18 protein-coding genes and 1 pseudogene are annotated in these 20,155 nt (G+C 59.3%); 6 read left to right on the forward strand and 13 right to left on the reverse strand.

Annotated elements, in window-relative coordinates:
* Window positions 1-41 precede the first annotated feature (41 nt).
* The gene (locus tag ACA055_RS28615; RefSeq protein WP_497684505.1) at window positions 42-467 is read right to left on the reverse strand and encodes a DUF4399 domain-containing protein; all 426 of its coding nucleotides are present in this window, start codon (window positions 465-467) and stop codon (window positions 42-44) included.
* Window positions 468-602: 135 nt separating this feature from the next.
* Between ACA055_RS28615 and ACA055_RS28620 the strand changes: the two genes are divergently transcribed.
* Window positions 603-1,190, forward strand: a complete 588-nt coding sequence (locus ACA055_RS28620) for a transporter substrate-binding domain-containing protein (protein WP_497681591.1) — start codon at window positions 603-605, stop codon at window positions 1,188-1,190.
* A 140-nt stretch (window positions 1,191-1,330) separates the two neighbouring features.
* Here ACA055_RS28620 and ACA055_RS28625 read toward each other — a convergent pair whose 3' ends face one another.
* Together ACA055_RS28625 and ACA055_RS28630 are read right to left on the reverse strand one after the other, a co-directional pair.
* On the reverse strand, window positions 1,331-1,816 hold the full coding sequence (locus ACA055_RS28625; protein WP_497684506.1) for a 2-thiouracil desulfurase family protein: 486 nt from the start codon (window positions 1,814-1,816) through the stop codon (window positions 1,331-1,333).
* A 2-nt stretch (window positions 1,817-1,818) separates the two neighbouring features.
* Window positions 1,819-2,451 (reverse strand): 2OG-Fe(II) oxygenase, encoded by a 633-nt coding sequence (locus tag ACA055_RS28630; RefSeq protein WP_497681592.1) that lies wholly within the window; start codon window positions 2,449-2,451, stop codon window positions 1,819-1,821.
* 108 nt (window positions 2,452-2,559) lie between these two features.
* On the opposite strand from ACA055_RS28630, the gene ACA055_RS28635 reads away from it, so the two are divergent.
* Window positions 2,560-3,312, forward strand: a complete 753-nt coding sequence (locus ACA055_RS28635) for a DUF2059 domain-containing protein (protein ID WP_497681593.1) — start codon at window positions 2,560-2,562, stop codon at window positions 3,310-3,312.
* Between the two features lie 118 nt (window positions 3,313-3,430).
* On the opposite strand, the gene bipL is transcribed toward ACA055_RS28635, so the two are convergent.
* On the reverse strand, window positions 3,431-4,378 hold the full coding sequence (gene bipL / locus ACA055_RS28640) for a phospholipase BipL (RefSeq protein WP_497681594.1): 948 nt from the start codon (window positions 4,376-4,378) through the stop codon (window positions 3,431-3,433).
* 97 nt (window positions 4,379-4,475) lie between these two features.
* On the opposite strand from bipL, the gene ACA055_RS28645 reads away from it, so the two are divergent.
* Window positions 4,476-5,057 carry a DUF6436 domain-containing protein gene (locus ACA055_RS28645; RefSeq protein WP_497681595.1) on the forward strand — a complete coding sequence of 194 codons (582 nt, stop codon included), beginning with the start codon at window positions 4,476-4,478 and terminating at the stop codon, window positions 5,055-5,057.
* 111 nt (window positions 5,058-5,168) lie between these two features.
* Window positions 5,169-7,580 (forward strand): penicillin acylase family protein, encoded by a 2,412-nt coding sequence (locus tag ACA055_RS28650; protein WP_497681596.1) that lies wholly within the window; start codon window positions 5,169-5,171, stop codon window positions 7,578-7,580.
* A 136-nt stretch (window positions 7,581-7,716) separates the two neighbouring features.
* On the opposite strand, the gene ACA055_RS28655 is transcribed toward ACA055_RS28650, so the two are convergent.
* Window positions 7,717-8,682, reverse strand: a complete 966-nt coding sequence (locus ACA055_RS28655) for a GlxA family transcriptional regulator (protein ID WP_497681597.1) — start codon at window positions 8,680-8,682, stop codon at window positions 7,717-7,719.
* A 215-nt stretch (window positions 8,683-8,897) separates the two neighbouring features.
* Between ACA055_RS28655 and ACA055_RS28660 the strand changes: the two genes are divergently transcribed.
* On the forward strand, window positions 8,898-9,539 hold the full coding sequence (locus ACA055_RS28660; RefSeq protein ID WP_497681598.1) for an HD domain-containing protein: 642 nt from the start codon (window positions 8,898-8,900) through the stop codon (window positions 9,537-9,539).
* 144 nt (window positions 9,540-9,683) lie between these two features.
* Here ACA055_RS28660 and ACA055_RS28665 read toward each other — a convergent pair whose 3' ends face one another.
* The 8 genes and pseudogenes from ACA055_RS28665 to ACA055_RS28700 form a co-directional block, all read right to left on the reverse strand.
* Complete coding sequence (locus ACA055_RS28665) at window positions 9,684-10,577, reverse strand: ABC transporter permease subunit (protein WP_497681599.1); 894 nt, start codon at window positions 10,575-10,577, stop codon at window positions 9,684-9,686.
* The gene (locus ACA055_RS28670; protein ID WP_497684507.1) at window positions 10,574-11,455 is read right to left on the reverse strand and encodes an ABC transporter permease subunit; all 882 of its coding nucleotides are present in this window, start codon (window positions 11,453-11,455) and stop codon (window positions 10,574-10,576) included. The genes ACA055_RS28665 and ACA055_RS28670 overlap by 4 nt, the downstream gene beginning before the upstream one ends.
* Before the next feature lie 35 nt (window positions 11,456-11,490).
* Entirely contained in the window at window positions 11,491-12,633 is a 1,143-nt protein-coding gene (locus ACA055_RS28675) for an ABC transporter ATP-binding protein (protein ID WP_497681600.1), read from the reverse strand.
* Window positions 12,634-12,703: 70 nt separating this feature from the next.
* Window positions 12,704-13,801 (reverse strand): polyamine ABC transporter substrate-binding protein, encoded by a 1,098-nt coding sequence (locus ACA055_RS28680; RefSeq protein ID WP_497681601.1) that lies wholly within the window; start codon window positions 13,799-13,801, stop codon window positions 12,704-12,706.
* A 187-nt stretch (window positions 13,802-13,988) separates the two neighbouring features.
* A complete protein-coding gene (locus ACA055_RS28685; protein ID WP_497684508.1) occupies window positions 13,989-15,086 on the reverse strand; it encodes a polyamine ABC transporter substrate-binding protein in 1,098 nt (365 codons plus the stop codon).
* Between the two features lie 181 nt (window positions 15,087-15,267).
* Window positions 15,268-16,632 (reverse strand): aspartate aminotransferase family protein, encoded by a 1,365-nt coding sequence (locus ACA055_RS28690; protein ID WP_497681602.1) that lies wholly within the window; start codon window positions 16,630-16,632, stop codon window positions 15,268-15,270.
* Window positions 16,633-16,715: 83 nt separating this feature from the next.
* Window positions 16,716-18,074, reverse strand: a complete 1,359-nt coding sequence (locus ACA055_RS28695; RefSeq protein ID WP_497681603.1) for a glutamine synthetase family protein — start codon at window positions 18,072-18,074, stop codon at window positions 16,716-16,718.
* 100 nt (window positions 18,075-18,174) lie between these two features.
* A pseudogene (locus ACA055_RS28700) lies at window positions 18,175-18,492 on the reverse strand (gamma-glutamyl-gamma-aminobutyrate hydrolase family protein); the annotation flags it as partial.
* Between the two features lie 278 nt (window positions 18,493-18,770).
* Here ACA055_RS28700 and ACA055_RS28705 point away from each other — a divergent pair.
* Window positions 18,771-20,147 carry a glutamine synthetase family protein gene (locus tag ACA055_RS28705; RefSeq protein WP_007897683.1) on the forward strand — a complete coding sequence of 459 codons (1,377 nt, stop codon included), beginning with the start codon at window positions 18,771-18,773 and terminating at the stop codon, window positions 20,145-20,147.
* Window positions 20,148-20,155: the final 8 nt, after the last annotated feature.

Below are 20,155 nucleotides of genomic sequence, written 5' to 3' on the forward strand. Positions count from 1 at the left end.
AAAGGAGCCCCTCGGGCTCCTTTTTCATGTGCGCGACAATGTCATTTGACGTTGACGGTGATCTTCTTCGACACGATTGGCGGATCGAATGGCTGGTGACCGCTGTCACCCAGCACAAGCTGCAAGGTGTGTTTGCCCGGCGCTAGTTTGATTTCAGCCTGGGTCTGAGCCTTGCCAAAGTGCATGTGGTTGGCATCCGTTGGAATCGGTGCACCCGCGGCTGGGAGTTTATCGACATCGATCAGCAAATGGTGATGGCCAGTGTTTTTAGTGACATCACCCGCCGGTGCCAACGCGATATTCTCGACGGCGAATTTGACGGTAAAGGTCTGCGGAACCGTGGCACCGTCCTCGGGAGAAACGATGGACACTTCTGCACCCTTGGGAGCCGGTGTGGCAGCCGTTGCCAGCATCGAAGCACCCAGCAACAGGCCAGCCAAAGCAGCACGTGACATAAAGGTTTTCATTCTCTTCTCCAGTTTTTCCATAAAATCCGCGTGGCCATGACAACTTCACGGCCATTCGTTGTCGAAGGCATTCGACAACCATAGCAAAGCGAGCCTGAACCAGAGCGTCGCGATAATGAATTCAAAGGAGTGACCATGCGTTTTTTGCCTGGCCTGATCTGCCTGCTACCCCTTTTGAGCCCTTTGGCTCATGCCGAACTGATTGACGACGTAAACGACCGCGGCGAACTGCGCATTGCCCTTGAGGCTAATACACCGCCCTTCAATTTCAAGGATGACGGCAAATTAACGGGCTTCGAGGTCGAACTGGGTCAACTGCTGGCCAATGAGCTGGATGTGCGGGCGGACTTCGTCATCACCGATTCCAGCGATTTGCTGACCGGCGTTGAAAGCGGCAAGTACGACGTCGCCATCAATCACATTACAGTGACCCCGGCGCTCAAGGATCGTTTCGACTTCAGCGAACCTTACATTCAAACCGATGCGCAATTGATCGCACAGAAAGACGAGCAACCGCGCCCGATGGTGCTGGTGCAGTCGCTGACAGAAGAGAAGCCGAAGGCCGGCCCGACGGTGAGCCTGGCAATTCCGTTCCAGAAGGGTAACCCGGCGTTTCATGTCAGCCTGGAAAACGCGCTGCAGCGGATCAAGGCGGATGGGCGATTGGAGGCGTTGTCGCAGAAGTGGTTCGGGGCGGATACGAGCGTGGCGCCCAAGCCCTGATCAACCCGCAATGGCTCACATGACGGAGATCTAATGTGGGAGCGGACTTGCTCGCGAAGGGGTCGTGCCAGTCAATAGAGATATCAACTGGCAGACCGCCTTCGCGAGCAAGCCCGCTCCCATTTGTTTTGTATTGATCGTTAGTCCAGGGCTGCCAGAGCCTGAGCCGCTTGAGCCAACTCCAGCTCACTGAAGACCGCTACGCCATGGCGCTTGAGCAACGCCGCCGTCACCCCTTCCCCACTGACCTTCACGCCAGTGAACGTCCCGTCATAGGTCAACAGATTGCCGCAGGATGGGCTGTTGGCCTTGAGCACGGCAATGCGGATGCCGTGCTTTTGCACCAGCTCCAAGGCCTGATACGCCCCCGAGAGAAACTCGGCACTGACGTCTTCACCCTCGATGGTGATTACCGGCGCATGTCCATCAAGCACTTCACCACCCTGCCCGCCCGGAATTTCCGCCGCTGCCCTCGGCGTTGGCAACCCACCGGCAACCTCCGGGCACAACGGCACCACCCGACCTTCATCGATCCACTGCTGAAGTTGATCGAACGGCCCGCTGGCCCCGCCGTCGTAACGTACGCGGTGCCCCAGCAAACAGCGGCTTACCAGAATTTTCTGCATGATCATAACGGCTCGTTGCCACGACGCCGGAACCAGCCGGTCAACGACAGGCGATCTCGGGTCGCGGGCAGGACTTCGTGGGGGACCTCGCCCGACAGGAACACCACCAGGCATCCGCCGGTCGGCACCACATCGTATTCGACGCCTTCATTCAGGTACATGCGCAATTGACCGCCGTGCTCGGGTAACCAGGCGTCGTTGAGGTAGACCACCGCCGACACCATGCGCCGGTCATCGTCGCGAAAACGGTCGACATGCTTGAGGTAAAACGCGCCGGGCGGGTACAGGGCGAAATGGCTTTCGAAGTCTTCCAGGCCCAGGTACAACCCGCGATTCAGCGCTTCACGCAGGCTGTCCATCAACCCCAGATAGCTGTCGCACGCTTCGGCCTGGCCGGGTTCGATCCACTGGATATGATCGCCACGAATCCCCTCGCGAATCTCCGATGACGGCCCGCGCCCCACGGCGGCCGGGGCCAATTCGCCCTCGGCTGCACGTTTATGGCACTCAGCCGCCAGTTCCCGAGTCAGACTCAGAGGCAGGAAAATATTCTGCTGCGACCAGCCGTGCTCAGCCAGGTCGTCGACGATACGTAACAGCAGCGGGTGATCAGAGGGGATTTGCATGGCGCGCATAGTATGCCTGTGCCTGGAAATCCGACAGAGCCGCGCAGCGGCTTGATACGAATTCTCGACAAGTACCAATGCCCCACGGAGAATAGTCGCCTGCTGACAGGAGTCCCTATGCGCCGTTTGCTTTTCTCACTGCTGATGTTCTGCGTTATGCCCGCGTGGGCAGACGGCCACGACCAGTTGTACAAGGTCGCCGGCTGGCCAGAACAACGCGCGCATTTCAACGACGCCCTTTCAGCCGCCCAGCAGCGCTACCAGAACAGCCTGCCACCGGCGGTGTTCCAGGCGTTGGTCAATAACAGCAATCAGCGCTTTGCTCCCCAGGCCGTGGATCAGCGCGCCGAAGCACAATTGCGCAAGACCCTCGCCGATCCGAAACCTGCGCTGACGTTCTTCCAGTCACCCCTGGGCAAGAAAATCGTCGCCGCCGAACTGCTGGCGACCCGTCGCGACCAACTGGCGAAAAACGCCAAGGGTCTGCCGAAGATGCAAGCCAGCGACACGCGCATGCTGATCATCGGTCACCTGGCCCAAGCCCTGCCCGCTCGCGAGGCCGGCGCGGAAGTCAGCCTGGCGATTGCCGGTGTCGCGGCGGACAGCCTGAGTTCGATGATCCCCGGTCTGCTGGGTGGTGGTCAGGCGCAGGGCATGTTGAACGGGCAACGCCAGCGTTTGATGGACCAGATCGGCAGCGACCTGAACAACACGCTGCTGTATGTCTATCGCGACCTGTCGGATAACGAACTGGAAGAATTCGCCACGTTTGCCGAGTCGGCTGAAGGCAAGGCCTATTATCAGGCGGCGTTGGCGGCGATTCGCGCGGGGCTGGCGGTGGGGCAAGATACTTCAACGCTTCGCCAGTGATATCCGGCGCCTGCAAAATCGCTTTCGCGAGCAAGCCCGCTCCCACAGTTGACCGTCTATCTGGACAACTCGGTCTAATGTGGGAGCGGGCTTGCTCGCGAAGGGGCCACCACAGTCTCTAAAGATTCCGCCCGTTGATCCGCGTCGTCAAAAACCCGAAATACTCCTGCCGCATCGCCAGCGTCTCATTCGCCAGATGATGCCGCGCCTGCGGCAACATCAAGACCTGCGGCCGATCGAACTTGCCTCGCAACACTTCAAGATTGTGCTGCCAATCCACGGTCATGTCCGCCTGACCCTGCACAATCAGCGGCCGTCGCGTGCTGTCCGGTGCGGCTTCGATGCGTTTGATCCAGCGCGCCAGCGCACCGACCCACGCCGTCGGCAAGCGCAATGGCTGCAACGGATCGGCTTGCAGGAACGGCAAAAAGTCCGGGTCATTGGAGTTCTCGCTGAAGCGCCGGGCGATGGCTTTGACGAAAGGCTTGAGCAGGTAATAACTGAGCTGCGACCAGCCCCAGGCTCGCGGCCGCACCAGCGGCGACAGCAGGATGACCTGGCCTTGGGCCGGACTGCTCGCGCCCTGGTTGAGCACATGATCGATCACGATCGCGCCCCCGGTGCTCTGCCCGCACAGGTGCCACGGCTGCGGCAGACCAAGGGACAACGCCTCGGCGAACAATCCTTGCAGCGTGTCCTGGTACTCGGCGAAATCCTTGATGCTGGCGCGCTCGCCACTGGACAGTCCGTGCCCCGGCAGGTCGCAGGCAATCACCGCAAAACCTTGATCCAGCGCCCACTCGATCACATGCCGGTAGAGCCCAGTGTGGTCGTAAAAACCGTGGAACAGAAACAGCGTCGCTTTCGCGTCCTCGGGCCACCAGACCTGGCTGACCACGTCATAACCATCGATCGCGAAACGCCCCAGACCACTGCGCAGGTGACGTCCCGGAAAATCCAGTCCGTAAAACCGCTGGTAAGCCAACGCCTCAACCGACAACGGCTGTCCCTCGGCCAGTGGTCGCAGGGCGGCACGCAAATGATCGGGGTCGAAAGTGGCAGACATGAGCAATTCCAGAACGGGAAACGGACTTTATCGGCCTGCGATATTCATCTGTCGCGGCAAGCATGGCAAGCTAGCCGACCTTCGAGGATTGAAACCCATGCGTTCGCCCCACCGCGCCACACTGCTTGCCGTCCTGCTCGCCCTGGTGTGTGCCTTCGTGTTGTGGGCGGCTTACGACTGGTTTCAGGGTCGCTATCTGCGGGCGTTCAGCTCACACACGGCGGTTTTTTCCGGCGACCCGTTGCGCCTGCCCGACAACCTCGCTGGCCCCGGTGCCATCCGCCTCGTGCACTTCTGGGACCCGGCCTGCCCGTGCAATGTCGGCAATCAACAGCACCTCAGCGAACTGGTTGAGCAGTATGTACCGCAGGGCGTGGAGTTTTATGCGGTACAAAAACCCGGCAGCCATGGCCAGTTGCCGAGTACCTTGAGCAGCCTGAAGCCCCTCAACGTCCTGCCCGGTTCCGAACAGATCCCCGCCAGCCCGGCCGTGGCGATCTGGGATCGCAGCGGCAAGCTGGCGTATTTCGGCCCGTACAGCGAAGGCCTGACTTGCAATTCGAGCAACAGCTTCATCGAACCGATCCTGCAAGCGTTAAACGAAGGCCGTACGGTGAATGCCACGCACACACTGGCGGTGGGTTGTTACTGCCCGTGGCCTGTCGATACAACAAAGTAGGGACAAACGCCGCAATACGAATCCCTCCTACGGGTGATGGGCCAATTCGGCAAGCCGTGTTAAACAGTGGCGCCAGGGAACTGCTGACACTAATAACAACAAGGAATCACCATGAAACGTAGCCTGACTGTCCTCGCCGTGCTGGTTGTCGCACTCGCCGCAGGCGCCGGCTGGTACGTCTACAGCAAGCAGCCGACACGCCAGGGCATGGTTGAGCTGCAGCACCTGCAAGGTTCGGTCACCGTGCGCTACGACGAGCGCGGCATCCCGCACATCCGCGCCGAAAACGAAACCGATCTGTATCGCGCCCTCGGTTACGTGCACGCCCAGGATCGGCTGTTTCAGATGGAAGTCCTGCGCCGCCTCGCACGCGGCGAGCTGGCCGAGGTGCTCGGCCCGAAACTGCTCGATACTGACAAATTGATGCGCAGCCTGCGGATTCGCGAACGCGCCGAAACCTACCTGGCGAACCTCGACAAACAGTCGCCAGCGTTCATCGCCATGCAAGCCTATCTGGACGGCATCAACCAGTATCAGGACAGCCATGCAAAACCCGCCGAATTCGATGTGCTGGGCATTCCCAAGCGCCCGTTCACCGCGCAGGACACCATCAGCATTGCCGGCTACATGGCCTACAGCTTTGCCGCGGCGTTTCGCACTGAACCCTTGCTGACCTTCGTGCGCGATCAGTTGGGCGCCAACTACTTGAACGTCTTCGATCTCGACTGGCAACCCAAGGGTGTACTGGCGAAGAATCCCGGCGGTATCGTGCCACCCCTTGCCAGCGCCGACTGGAAAGACCTCAACGCCCTCGCTCGCTTGAGCGAACAGGCACTGGCCGACAATGGCTTGCCGCAGTTCGAAGGCAGCAACGCCTGGGTCGTTTCCGGGAGTCGCACCAAAAGTGGCAAGCCGCTGTTGGCCGGTGATCCGCACATCCGCTTTTCCGCGCCATCGGTGTGGTACGAAGCGCACCTATCGGCGCCGGGCTTTGAACTCTACGGTCACTATCAGGCATTGATGCCGTTCGCCTCCCTCGGCATGAATCGCGACTTCGGCTGGAGCATCACCATGTTCCAGAACGACGACCTCGACCTGATCGCCGAGAAGGTCAACCCGGACAACGCCAACCAGGTCTGGTATCGCGGCAAGTGGGTGGACTTGGTGACCAGCGAACAGCAGATCGCGGTCAAGGGCCAGGCGCCGGTGACGCTGGTGCTGCGCCAGTCGCCTCATGGGCCGATCGTCAACGATGCGCTGGGTAGCGGCGTCGGCAAAACGCCGATCGCCATGTGGTGGGGATTTCTCGAAAGCCAGAATCCGATCCTTGAAGGCTTTTATCAGCTCAACCGCGCCGACACCCTGGCCAAGGCGCGCAGTGCCTCCGCAAAAGTCCAGGCACCGGGCCTGAACATTGTCTGGGCCAACGCCAAGGGTGACATCGGCTGGTGGGCCGCGGCGCAATTGCCAAAACGTCCTGCCGGCGTGCGTCCGTGGTTCATCCTCGATGGCAGCAGCGCCGAGGCAGACAAGGAAGGCTTCTACCCGTTCAGCGCCAATCCGCAGGAAGAGAATCCGGCACGGGGCTACATCGTCTCGGCCAACTTCCAGCCCGTGTCACCCACCGGCATGGAGATTCCCGGTTATTACAACCTGGCCGATCGTGGTCAGCAACTCAGTCGCCAGCTCAGCGACAAAAACATCAAATGGGATCTGGATGCCAGCCAGAAGCTGCAACTGGGCACCACGACCGCCTATGGCCCGCGCTTGTTGGCGCCGTTGCTGCCGGTACTGCGCGAAGTGGTAAGTGATCCCGCCGAACTCAAAATGGTAGAGCAACTGGCCCAGTGGAAAGGCGACTACCCGCTCGACTCCACCAGCGCCACGCTGTTCAACCAGTTCCTGTTCAACCTGGCTGACGCGACGATGCACGATGAGCTGGGCAATGACTTCTTCGAGACGCTGCTGTCGACGCGGGTAATCGATGCCGCGCTGCCGCGCCTGGCCGCGACCGCCGATTCACCGTGGTGGGACAACCGCAACACTCTCGGCAAGGAAAACCGCGCCGATACGGTCAAGGTGGCCTGGCAAGCCAGCATCGCCCATCTCAAAACCACCCTGGGCGCGGACTTCGCGCAGTGGCAATGGGGCAAGGCGCACACGCTGACCCACGGCCATCCACTGGGGCAGCAAAAGCCGCTGGATCGCATTTTCAATGTCGGGCCATTCGCGGCGCCCGGCACCCATGAAGTGCCGAACAACCTGTCGGCCAAGATCGGTCCGGCGCCGTGGCCCGTGACCTATGGCCCGTCGACGCGACGCCTGATCGACTTCGCCGACCCCGCCCACAGCCTGACCGTCAACCCGGTCGGCCAGAGCGGTGTGCCGTTCGACAGCCATTACGACGACCAGGCCGAGGCGTATATCGAAGGGACCTACTACCAGGCGTATCTCAACGAAGAAGAAGTCACGGCCAATACCCGCAGCACGTTGAAGCTGTTGCCGGCGAGGACCGGGCAGTAGATTTTTGTTGGCCGGGCTGCCGTCTTCGCGAGCAAGCCCGCTCCCACAGTTGACCGAGTCCTAACTGACAAGCCAGGTCTAATGTGGGAGCGGGCTTGCTCGCGAAGGGGCCCGGACAGAAAACAACACTGTCAGCTCAAACCATCGCCGCAAAGTTCAGCCTGAACTGCTGCGGCGTCACACCCAGCCGGCGATTGAACACACTGCGCATGTGCTGGGCATCGCGAAACCCGCACTGATACGCCACGGTCTTGAGCGGTGAATGTGTGCTTTCGAGCAGTACCCGCGCGGCGTCCACCCTCGCCCTTTCGACAAACTCGGCCGGGGTGATTTTCGCTTCCTTGGCAAACACCCGGGAAAAGTTACGGGCGCTCATGTTGGCGGCGTTGGCCAGGTCAGCGATGGTCAGGTCGCCGGTCAGGTTGGCCAACACGTAGAGCTGCGCCAAGGCCACGGCAGAAGTGGGTTCGGCGTGAGGCGTGAGGAACGGGCTGAACTGTGATTGCCCGCCCGAGCGCTGCGTGAACACCACCAGCCGCTTTGCCACGCTCAGCGCCACTTCCGGACCATGATCCCGGGCCAGCAGGTACAGCGACAAATCAATTCCCGCGGTGACGCCCGCCGAGGTGTAAAGCTCCGCGTCCTGCACGTACAAGCGGTCGGCTTCAACGTGGGTCGAGGGGCACATCGCAGCCAGCGCCGTCGCATCTCCCCAATGAGTGGTCACCGTTCGCCCTTCCAGCAATCCGGCCCGGGCGAGCATGAACGCACCATTGCAGATCGAGCCAAAACGTTGCGCCAGTGCGCAGGCATCGCGCAGCCAGGCATCAAACGCGGCGCCGAAATCCATGAACGGCAACTGCGGCCCACCGGCCACCAGCAACAGGTCATAGGCATCCAGCGCCTCGCTGAAATGCCGATGGCCGTTCAGGGCCAGACCGTTGGAGCACGACATCACGCCGCGCTCGACGCCAATCACTTCGAGACGATAGTGGTCCTGCGGGTCCAGGAAACGATTGGCTTCGGAAAACACATCCATGGGACCGGTAACGTCCAGGGACTGGACGCCTGTAAATACCACGATGGCAACGGATTTCTGCATGACAGGAAATCACCTTCTCTGGCCCTGAAGTGAGTCGCACACCTGTAGCGCGCGTGCAGGTCAACCCTAGCCAATCCGCGCCCAACAAGCGAGGTTGGCGCGATTTGCATGCTCATTGGCCGGGATCGCAGCCATGGATCGATTGTCCGCTTTCAGGTGCGCGGACAGACTGAACCCATCAGCGCCGCCACGGCGCTCCCCATGAGGAAAGCACCATGAGCAGCACCATCGCCGGTATCAAAATCCCCGACAGCGCGTTGGCCAGGGCCACCACTGAATACATTCGCGACGTCGAATCAGACCTGCTGTATCACCACTCGCGCCGGGTTTTTCTGTTCGGTGCCTTGAGCGGTGAACGCAAGCAACTGGCCTACAATCCCGAGCTATTGTACGTCGGCGCCATGTTCCATGATTTGGGTTTGGTGGAAGGTCATCGCAGTAACGACGAGCGTTTCGAAGTCGATAGCGCCAACGCTGCCAAAGCGTTCCTCAAGCCCTACGGTTTATCGGAGGACGATATCGAGCAGGTGTGGTTGTCGATTGCCCTGCACACCACGCCGGGCGTGCCCCAACACCTGCGCCCTAACGTGGCGCTGGTCACCGCCGGTGTCGAAATGGATGTGCTGGGTATTGATTACGCTGCGTTCCCGACCGTGCAGCGCGAAGCGGTGGTGCATGCGCATCCACGAGGCGATGGGTTCAAGGAGTGCATCCTGTGCGCGTTCGCCAACGGCTTCAAACACAAGCCGGAGACCACGTTTGGCACGGTGAACGCGGACGTGTTGGTGGACAGCGAGCCAGGCTTCAAGCCGATGAACTTTGTCGAGATCATCCGCCAGTCACCTTGGGTGGCATAAGCAAAAAATGTGGGAGCGGGCTTGCTCGCGAAGGCGGTGTGTCAGTCAACAGTGATGTTGAATGTCAGTCCGTCTTCGCGAGCAAGCCCGCTCCCACATTGGATTTGGGTTGGCCACACTTTTGTGGTCAGCCCGGCATTATATTTAAGCCGCTTCCGGCGCCTGCTGTGCGCGACGCACGTCCGGTTGTTTCCAGGAGTCGGCAGCGCTTTCTTCGATTGCCTGCTGAATCGCTCGCTTGCGCGCTTCTTCGGCACGACGGCTGAAGAACCAGACCAGGAAGGTCATCAGCGATACCGCCAGCAGAATCAGGCTGGCCACGGCGTTGATCTCGGGTTTCACACCCAGACGCACCGCCGAGAACACTTCCATCGGCAGGGTCGTGGAACCCGGACCCGACACGAAGCTGGCCAACACCAAGTCATCCAGCGACAGGGCAAAGGACATCATGCCGCCCGCCCCCAGCGATGGTGCGATCATCGGGATGGTGATCAGGAAGAACACCTTCCACGGCCGTGCACCGAGGTCCATGGCCGCCTCTTCGATGGACAGGTCCAGCTCACGCAAACGCGCCGACACCACCACAGCCACGTACGCCGCACAGAACGTGGTGTGGGCGATCCAGATGGTGATGATGCCGCGTTCCTGTGGCCAACCGATCATCTGCGCCATGGCCACGAACAGCAGCAACAGCGACAGACCGGTGATCACTTCGGGCATCACCAGCGGCGCGGTGACCAGGCCGCCGAACAGCGTGCGACCCTTGAAGTGGGTGATACGGGTCAGCACGAACGCCGCCAGCGTACCCAGCGCCACCGCTGCCACCGCCGTGTAGCAGGCGATTTCCAGCGAGCGCACCACCGAGCCCATCAGTTGGGTGTTGTCCAGCAATCCGACGTACCACTTGATCGACCAGCCGCCCCACACCGTCACCAGTTTCGAGGCGTTGAACGAGTAGATCACCAGGATCAGCATCGGCGCGTAGATGAACAGCAGACCCACTACCAGCATGAAGCTTGAGAAACGGAAGCGCTTCATTCCTTGCCCTCCATTTCTTTGGCCTGACTACGGTTGAACAGGATGATCGGCACAATCAGGATCGCCAGCATCACCACCGCCAGGGCAGACGCCACCGGCCAGTCACGGTTGTTGAAGAACTCTTGCCAGAGCACTTTACCGATCATCAGGGTTTCCGGACCGCCGAGCAGTTCCGGGATTACGAACTCGCCCACCACCGGGATGAACACCAGCATGCAGCCGGCGATGATGCCGTTCTTGGACAAAGGAATGGTGATCTTCCAGAAGCTGTTGAAGGTGCTCGAACCAAGATCCGATGCGGCTTCCAGCAGACTGTTGTCGTGCTTCACCAGGTTGGCGTAAAGCGGCAGGATCATGAACGGCAAGTAGGAATAAACCACGCCGATATAAACCGCCAGGTTGGTGTTGAGGATCTGCAGCGGTTCGTCGATCCAGCCCATGGTCATCAAGAAGCCGTTGAGCAGACCGTTGTTGCTGAGGATGCCCATCCACGCGTAGACGCGGATCAGGATCGCGGTCCAGGTCGGCATCATGATCAGCAGCACCAGCACCGTTTGCATCTCTTTGCGGGCACTGGCGATGGCGTAGGCCATCGGGTAGCCGATCAGCAAACAGAGGACGGTGCTGATCAGCGCCATCTTCAACGAGCCGAGGTAAGCGGCGATGTACAACTCGTCGCCGGCCAGCATGGCGTAGTTGCTCAGGTTAAGCAGCAACTGCACCTTTTGGTCGATGTAGCTGTAGATCTCGGTGTACGGCGGAATGGCCACGTCGGCTTCGGCGAAGCTGATCTTCAGGACAATGAAGAACGGCAACATGAAGAACAGGAACAGCCAGATGAAGGGAACCCCGATGACCAGCTGGCGGCCACCGGGAATTATTCGGTTGAGTCGGCGTTTGAATTTGCGCATGTTCATGAGCGCAGTACCACGCCGCTGTCATCTTCCCACCACACGTAAACCTGGTCGCCCCAGGTTGGGCGCTGACCGCGACGCTCGGCGTTGGCGACGAACGACTGGACGATCTTGCCGCTCGGCAGCTCGACGTAGAACACCGAATGACCACCGAGGTACGCAATGTCGTGCACCTTGCCGCTGGACCAGTTGTATTCGCAGGTCGGCATGTCAGCCGTCACCAGCAGTTTTTCCGGGCGGATCGCGTAGGTAACCGACTTGTCCTGTACCGAAGTGCTGATGCCGTGACCGACGTAGATGTTGCGGTCCAGATCCTTGCAGGTGATCAACGCATGGCCTTCGGCGTCGTCGATCACTTCACCGTCGAAGATGTTGACGTTGCCGATGAACTCGCAGACCAGACGGCTGGTCGGGGTTTCGTAGATGTCGATCGGGCTGCCGATCTGGGCGATCCAGCCCAGGTGCATGATCGCGATACGCTCGGCCATGGTCATGGCCTCTTCCTGATCGTGGGTCACCATGACGCAGGTTACACCGACCCGCTCGATGATCTCGACCAGCTCGAGCTGCATTTGCGAGCGCAGCTTCTTGTCCAGCGCCCCCATGGGTTCGTCGAGCAACAACAGCTTCGGCCGCTTGGCCAACGAACGCGCCAGCGCCACACGCTGACGCTGGCCACCGGACAACTGATGCGGCTTGCGCTTGGCGTACTGGCTCATCTGCACCAGCTTGAGCATATCGGCCACACGCGCATCGACTTCCGTCGCCGACAGTTTGTCCTGCTTGAGGCCGAAAGCGATGTTCTGCGCCACAGTCATGTGCGGGAACAAGGCGTAGGACTGGAACATCATGTTGATCGGCCGCTCGTACGGCGGCATGTCGGTGATGTCTACGCCATCAAGGAAAATGCGCCCCTCCGTGGGCCGTTCGAACCCTGCAAGCATGCGCAGCAAGGTGGATTTGCCCGATCCCGAACCGCCGAGCAGGGCGAAGATCTCGCCTTTCTTGATTTCCAGGGACACGTCGTCCACGGCAATCGTCTCGTCGAACTTCTTCGTGACCCGGTCGATTTTGACCAACACCTGTTTAGGTGATTGGTCGCCCTCGAGGGCTTTCTTATAGGCGCCGGAGGCAACTGCCATTTACGAAACTCCCAACAAAATTTGCAGTTCGCCCGAGGCGAGCGAACCTTGGATAGTTTGAGCCTTGTCGCTATTTACCCGACTTGACCTTGGTCCAGCTGCGGGTCATCAAACGTTGAATGTTCGGTGGTAACTCGATCGACACGTAAGTCTTGTCGAGGACTGCTTGCGGTGGATAAACCGACTCGTCGGTGCGTATGGACTGTTCCATCAGTTTGTCCGAGCCAGGGTTTGGATTGGCATAGCCAACAGAATCACTGACCTGTGCAATCACCTCGGGTCTCAACAAGTAGTTGATGAAGGCGTGGGCCTCTTTGACGTTGCTCGAGTCCTTCGGAATCGCCAGCATGTCGAACCACAGCGCACCGCCCTCTTTGGGAATCGAGTAGGCGATGTCCACGCCTTTCTTCGCTTCGGCCGCGCGGGCCTGGGCCTGGAACATGTCACCGGAGAAACCGATGGCCACGCAGATGTCGCCGTTGGCCAGGTCCGCGATGTATTTGGAAGAGTGGAAGTAGGTCACGTAAGGCCGCACCGCCAGCAACTTGGCTTCAGCCTTTTTGTAGTCTTCGGGGTTGGTGCTGTTGGCGTTGAGGCCCATGTAATTGAGGACGGTGGGCATCATTTCATCGGCGGAGTCGAGGAACGCTACGCCACAACTGTGCAGCTTCTTGATGTTTTCCGGCTCGAACACCACGTCCCAGGAGTCGATCTTGTCGAGGCCCAGCACAGCCTTGACCTTCTCGACGTTGTAACCGATGCCGTTGGTGCCCCACAGGTACGGCACGGCGTACTGGTTACCCGGATCATTCTGCTCAAGACGCTTGAGCAGTACCGGGTCGAGGTTGGAATAGTTGGTCAGCAGTTTCTTGTCGAGCTTCTGGAAAGCGCCCGCCTTGATCTGCTTGCCGAGGAAGTGGTTGGACGGCACGACCACGTCATAACCGGTACGCCCGGCCAGCAACTTGCCTTCCAGGGTTTCGTTGGAATCGAATACGTCATACACCGGCTTGATGCCGGTCTCTTTCTGGAAGTCGGCCAGGGTGGTTTCACCGATGTAGTCCGACCAGTTATAAATATGCACAGTGCCGGCGGCCTGGACACTGACGGCAAGCGTCAGTCCGGCGCCGACCAGCAGGGCATTGCGCAACAAAGAAAAAATAGGCAAGTGGAGGTCCTCTAAAATTAGTTGGGCCCAAGTTGCCCCGCGTTACATGACAGCCATGGCTGCCCGGCAACTAAACCGGCGCGCAACTTACCCTCGAAAAACCGTTCCAGCAAAACTTTCTGCATTTAATTACACCTGTTGCCGCCACCGCGCAGGCGACGACAACAGGTTGTTGCCTCAAACCGGCTTATTTACCCGATTTGATCTTGGTCCAGCTACGAGTCAGGATTCGCTGGGTCGCGGCCGGCAAATCGGCAATCGCGTACAACTTGGCCAACACGTCCGCTGGCGGGTAGATGCCTGGATCGTCGGTGATTTCTTTTTCCACCAATGCGGTGGCAGCGGCGTTACCGTTCGGGAAACGCACGGCGTTGGTGATTTCAGCCATGATTTCCGGCTTCATCAGGAAGGTCATGAACTTGTAGGCGCCTTCGACGTTTTCGGCATCTTTAGGGATGGCGACCATGTCGTAGAAGCTGCCGGCACCTTCTTTGGGAATGTTGTAGCTGACTTTCACCTTGTCACCGGCTTCAGCTGCGCGGGACTTGGCCTGGTAGATGTCACCCGAGTAACCGACGGCGACGCAGATGTTGCCGTTAGCCAGGTCGGAGATGTACTTGGACGAGTGGAAGTAGCCCACCGAAGGACGAATCTTCAGGAACAGTGCTTCGGCTTCGGCCAGTTGTTTTTTGTCCTGGCTGTCGGTTGGATAGCCCAGGTAGTGCAACGCCACCGGAATCATCTCGGTTGGCGAATCGAGGAAACTGATACCGCACGACTTCAACTTCGCGGCGTTTTCAGGTTTGAAGAGCAGGTCCCAGGAATTGGTTGGCGCATCGGCACCCAGTGCAGCCTTGACCTTGTCGGCATTGAAGCCGATACCGATCGAGCCCCACATGTAAGGAAACGCATGCTCGTTGCCCGGGTCGCTCACCGATACCGCTTTGAGCAGGTCAGTGTTCAGGTTTTTCCAGTTAGGCAGCTTGGACTTGTCCAGCTTCTGGTAAACACCGGCCTTGATCTGCTTGGCCAGGAAGTTGTTCGACGGGACGACGATGTCGTAACCGGACTTGCCTGCCAGCAACTTGGCTTCAAGGGTTTCGTTACTGTCGAACACATCGTAAACAACCTTGATCCCCGACTCGGCTTCGAACTTCTTGACGGTGTCCGGTGCGATGTAATCGGACCAGTTGTACACGTGAAGAACCTTGTCATCTGCCTGAACTGCGCCCGCCATCACGCCCATCAGGGACATGGCGAGGAGGGTCTTGCCAGCTATCTTCATACCTAATGCCTTCATGGGTAATGCTCCAATTTTTCTTTTTAACCACGTGCTCAGCGGCCTTTCCTGGGCATCCGAACAACCGGTAGTCTGGCAAGATCCAAGGCAGGCTTTCAAGGAAAGACCCATCCTTTGTCTGCTCTGAGCGAAATGCGAACTTCACACCCCGCTCAGAGCCTAGCACTTAGCCCTGCAACGCACTCAGGGTCAGGTCCAGACACTTGCGCGCCTTGGTTACCAACTCATCGATTTCAGCCGGTGTAATCACCAGTGGCGGAGCAATGATCATGGTGTCGCCCACGGCGCGCATGATCAGGCCGTTTTCGAAGCAGAACGTGCGGCAGATCATGCCGACGCCCTTGCCTTCGTAACGCTTGCGAGTGGTCTTGTCCTGAACCAGTTCGATGGCACCCAACAGACCAACCCCACGCACTTCCCCCACCAACGGGTGATCGTTCAGTTCCCGCAGACGCTTTTGCAAATAAGGTGCCGTTTCTGCATGGACGCGCTCGATAATTTTTTCTTCGCGCAGGATGCGGATGTTTTCCAGCGCCACCGCGGCGGCCACCGGGTGCCCGGAGTAGGTGAAACCGTGGTTGAAATCGCCACCTTCGTTGAGCACCTCGACCACTTCGTCACGCACGATCAGGCCACCCATGGGGATGTAGCCGGACGTCAGGCCTTTGGCGATGGTCATCATGTCGGGCTTGAGGCCGTAGAAATCGGAACCAAACCACTCACCGGTGCGGCCGAAACCACAGATCACTTCGTCGGCCACGAACAGGATGTCGTACTTGGCGAGGATTTCCTTGATGCGCGGCCAGTAGCTGTCTGGCGGAATGATCACGCCACCGGCGCCCTGGATCGGCTCGGCAATAAAGGCACCGACGTTGTCCACGCCGACTTCCAGAATCTTCTCTTCCAACTGATTGGCCGCCCAGATACCGAACTCTTCCGGGGTCATGTCGCCGCCTTCAGCGAACCAGTACGGCTGAGCGATGTGGACGATGCCCGGGATCGGCAAATCGCCTTGTTCGTGCATGTAGGTCATGCCACCCAGGCTCGCGCCGGCCACGGTGGAACCGTGATAACCGTTCTTGCGGCTGATGATGACTTTCTTTTTCGGCTGACCCTTGATCGCCCAGTAGTGACGAACCATACGCAGCATGGTGTCGTTGCCTTCAGAACCGGAACCGGTGAAGAACACGTGGTTCATGCCTTCAGGCGCGATGTCGGCGATGGCCTTGGCCAGCTCCAGCACCGGCGGGTGAGCGGTCTGGAAGAACAGGTTGTAGTAAGGCAGTTCGCGCATCTGTTTGCTGGCGGCATCGGCCAGTTCATCGCGACCGTAGCCGATTGCTACGCACCACAGGCCGGCCATGCCGTCGAGGATCTTGTTGCCTTCGCTATCCCAGAGGTAAACGCCTTTGGCGGTGGTGATGATCCGCGGGCCTTTCTCTTTCAGCTGCTTGAAGTCGCTGAACGGGGCCAGGTGGTGATCGTTGCTCAGGGTTTGCCATTCACGGGTTTGCGGGTTGTTACTGGTCATGCGAATTCTCCTTGGAAGGTTAAAGGCGCGGCAAAGAGGGCGTGATTACCGTAAATGACGGCCTCTCAGCCGCGCCCGGCGCATCAGACGGCGAAGAGCAGGAATTCCCGCTCCCACGAACTGATCACGCGCTTGAAGTTTTCATGCTCGGCCCGCTTGACCGCGACGTAGCCAGTGATGAATTTTTTGCCCAGGTATTTCTCGATGGTCGCGCTGTTTTCCATACGTTCCAGCGCGTCTTCGATGGTCAGTGGCAGGCGCAGGTTGCGGCGCTCATAGCCACGCCCCACCACTGGTGCACTCGGGTTCAGGCCTTCGACCATGCCGATGTAACCGCAGAGCAGGCTCGCGGCAATCGCCAGGTACGGGTTGGCGTCGGCGCCCGGCAGGCGGTTTTCCACCCGACGGTTTTGCGGCCCCGCATCCGGAACGCGCAGGCCCACGGTACGGTTCTCTTCGCCCCACTCCACGTTCACCGGTGCCGAAGTGTCCGGCAGGAAGCGGCGGAACGAGTTGACGTTCGGTGCGAACAACGGCAACAGCTCGGGGATCAGTTTCTGCAAGCCACCGATGTGGTGCAGGAACAACTGGCTCATGGTCCCGTCTTCGTTGGAGAAGACGTTCTTGCCGGTCTCGATGTCGATGATGCTCTGGTGCAAGTGCATCGCACTGCCCGGTTCGCCGGTCATGGGCTTGGCCATGAACGTCGCCGCAACATCGTGCTTGAGCGCGGCTTCGCGCATGGTGCGTTTGAACACCAGGATCTGGTCGGCCAGGGACAGGGCATCGCCGTGACGGAAGTTGATTTCCATCTGCGCCGTGCCGTCCTCGTGGATCAGCGTGTCGAGGTCCAGCTCCTGCAATTCGCACCAGTCGTAGACGTCTTCGAACAGCGGGTCGAATTCGTTCGCCGCTTCAATCGAGAAGGACTGGCGACCGATTTCCGGACGACCGGATCGGCCGATTGGCGGTTGCAGCGGATAGTCAGGGTCGTCGCTGCGCTTGGTCAGGTAAAACTCCATCTCCGGCGCCACGATCGGCTGCCAGCCCTTGTCGGCATAGAGTTTGAGCACCTTCTTGAGCACGTTGCGCGGTGACAGCTCGATCGGGTTGCCCTGCTTGTCGTAGGTGTCGTGAATCACCTGGGCAGTGGGTTCGATGGCCCAGGGCACCAGGAACACCGCCTTCGAGTCAGGGCGGCAGATCATGTCGATGTCGGCCGGGTCGAGCAGTTCGTAATAGATGTCGTCTTCGACATAGTCGCCGGTCACGGTCTGCAACAGCACGCTCTCGGGCAGCCGCATGCCTTTTTCGGCAATGAACTTGTTGGTCGGCGAAATCTTGCCCCGGGTGATCCCGGTCAAGTCGGCGATCATGCATTCGACTTCTGTGATCTTGTGGTCTTTCAACCAATCGGTGAGCTGGTCGAGGTTGTTACTCATAAATGCCTCTTAGGCTGAGTTTCCTGACTCTTATAAGTCAGGCGTTGTTTGACGCATCGGCGTCGCTTGGTACAGATTGCCACTGCAATTGCCGCGCACAAAGGCCCGTCCGGGCAATGGCGTGGGTCAACATTAGAGTAGTTGTGCGTGCAGAATCATGAGCAGCGCCCGACGCATTGGCCGGGCCACTGGCGTGAAACGGTTCTATATTGGAAAGTGAGCCGGTAAAGAGAATGTCGTCCAGACCGTCCAGAATATCGGACGGCGCCAGCAGGTTCGCCGGGGGAAGGTGTGTCGACGGCACGCCGCTGGCAACGCAGGCCTCGGCGTTAACGTAACGATCGCCACTGATGTGATAAGCATGCTGACCGATCTGCCCGGGGCAGAGGGTGACGCCGATTAACGGCAGGCGAGACATGAAGCACCCCGGTATTATTGCTGTTATGGGTTTGAATCGAGCTTAGCCTTGTTCATTTTTTTACACAACACCCCCGTAAAAAATACAACACGGCCCGCTCAAGCCTGCGGGCGCCAAAGCGTTCAAAGGCATAAAAACGCCCCAAACCGCCTCAAAAAAGCCCTACGAGCGCTTTTTTAGGGCAAAAAAGGCCTTACTTGACTTCGGCATGCCATTGGGGTTGACTGGAATCCGAAGAGATCAATGATTGATATTTTTAACAACAAAGGTGTTGCATCATGTCGGTACCCCCGCGTGCCGTTCAGCTTAACGAAGCGAACGCGTTCCTTAAGGAACATCCTGAGGTTCTGTACGTTGACCTTCTGATTGCGGATATGAATGGTGTGGTGCGCGGCAAGCGCATTGAACGCACCAGTCTCCACAAGGTTTACGAGAAAGGCATCAACCTGCCGGCCTCTCTATTTGCTCTGGATATCAATGGCTCGACGGTCGAAAGCACCGGTCTGGGCCTGGACATCGGCGATGCTGACCGAATCTGCTATCCAATCCCTGACACCCTGTGCAACGAGCCTTGGCAGAAGCGCCCTACCGCGCAACTGTTAATGACCATGCACGAACTCGAAGGTGACCCTTTCTTCGCCGATCCGCGCGAAGTCCTGCGTCAGGTTGTTGCCAAGTTTGACGAGATGGGCCTGACCATCTGCGCCGCGTTCGAACTGGAGTTCTACCTGATCGACCAGGAGAACGTGAACGGTCGCCCACAACCTCCGCGCTCGCCGATCTCCGGCAAACGCCCGCACTCGACACAGGTCTACCTGATCGACGACCTCGACGAATACGTCGACTGCCTCCAGGACATTCTGGAAGGTGCGAAGGAGCAAGGCATCCCTGCCGACGCGATCGTCAAGGAAAGTGCCCCGGCGCAGTTCGAAGTGAACCTGCACCACGTGGCCGACCCGATCAAGGCCTGCGACTACGCGGTCCTGCTCAAGCGCCTGATCAAGAACATCGCCTACGACCATGAGATGGACACCACCTTCATGGCCAAGCCGTATCCGGGCCAGGCGGGCAATGGTCTGCACGTCCACATCTCGATCCTTGATAAAGACGGCAAGAATATTTTTGCCAGTGAGGATCCCGAGCAGAACGCCGCACTGCGTCACGCGATCGGCGGTGTGCTCGAGACCCTACCGGCGCAGATGGCTTTCCTCTGCCCGAACGTCAACTCCTACCGTCGTTTCGGCGCACAGTTCTACGTGCCGAACTCGCCGTGCTGGGGCCTGGACAACCGCACCGTGGCGATCCGCGTACCGACCGGCTCGTCCGATGCCGTGCGCATCGAACACCGTGTGGCCGGCGCCGACGCCAACCCGTACCTGCTGATGGCTTCGGTGCTGGCAGGCGTGCATCACGGCCTGACCAACAAGATCGAGCCTGGCGCACCCGTGGAAGGCAACTCCTACGAGCAGAACGAGCAAAGCCTGCCGAACAACCTGCGCGATGCACTGCGCGAGTTGGACGACAGCGAAGTCATGGCCAAGTACATCGATCCGAAATACATCGATATCTTCGTGGCCTGTAAAGAGAGCGAGCTGGAGGAGTTCGAACACTCCATCTCCGACCTCGAGTACAACTGGTACCTGCATACCGTGTAAGCGGTTTG

It is taken from the genome of Pseudomonas sp. LBUM1657 (assembly GCF_059716075.1).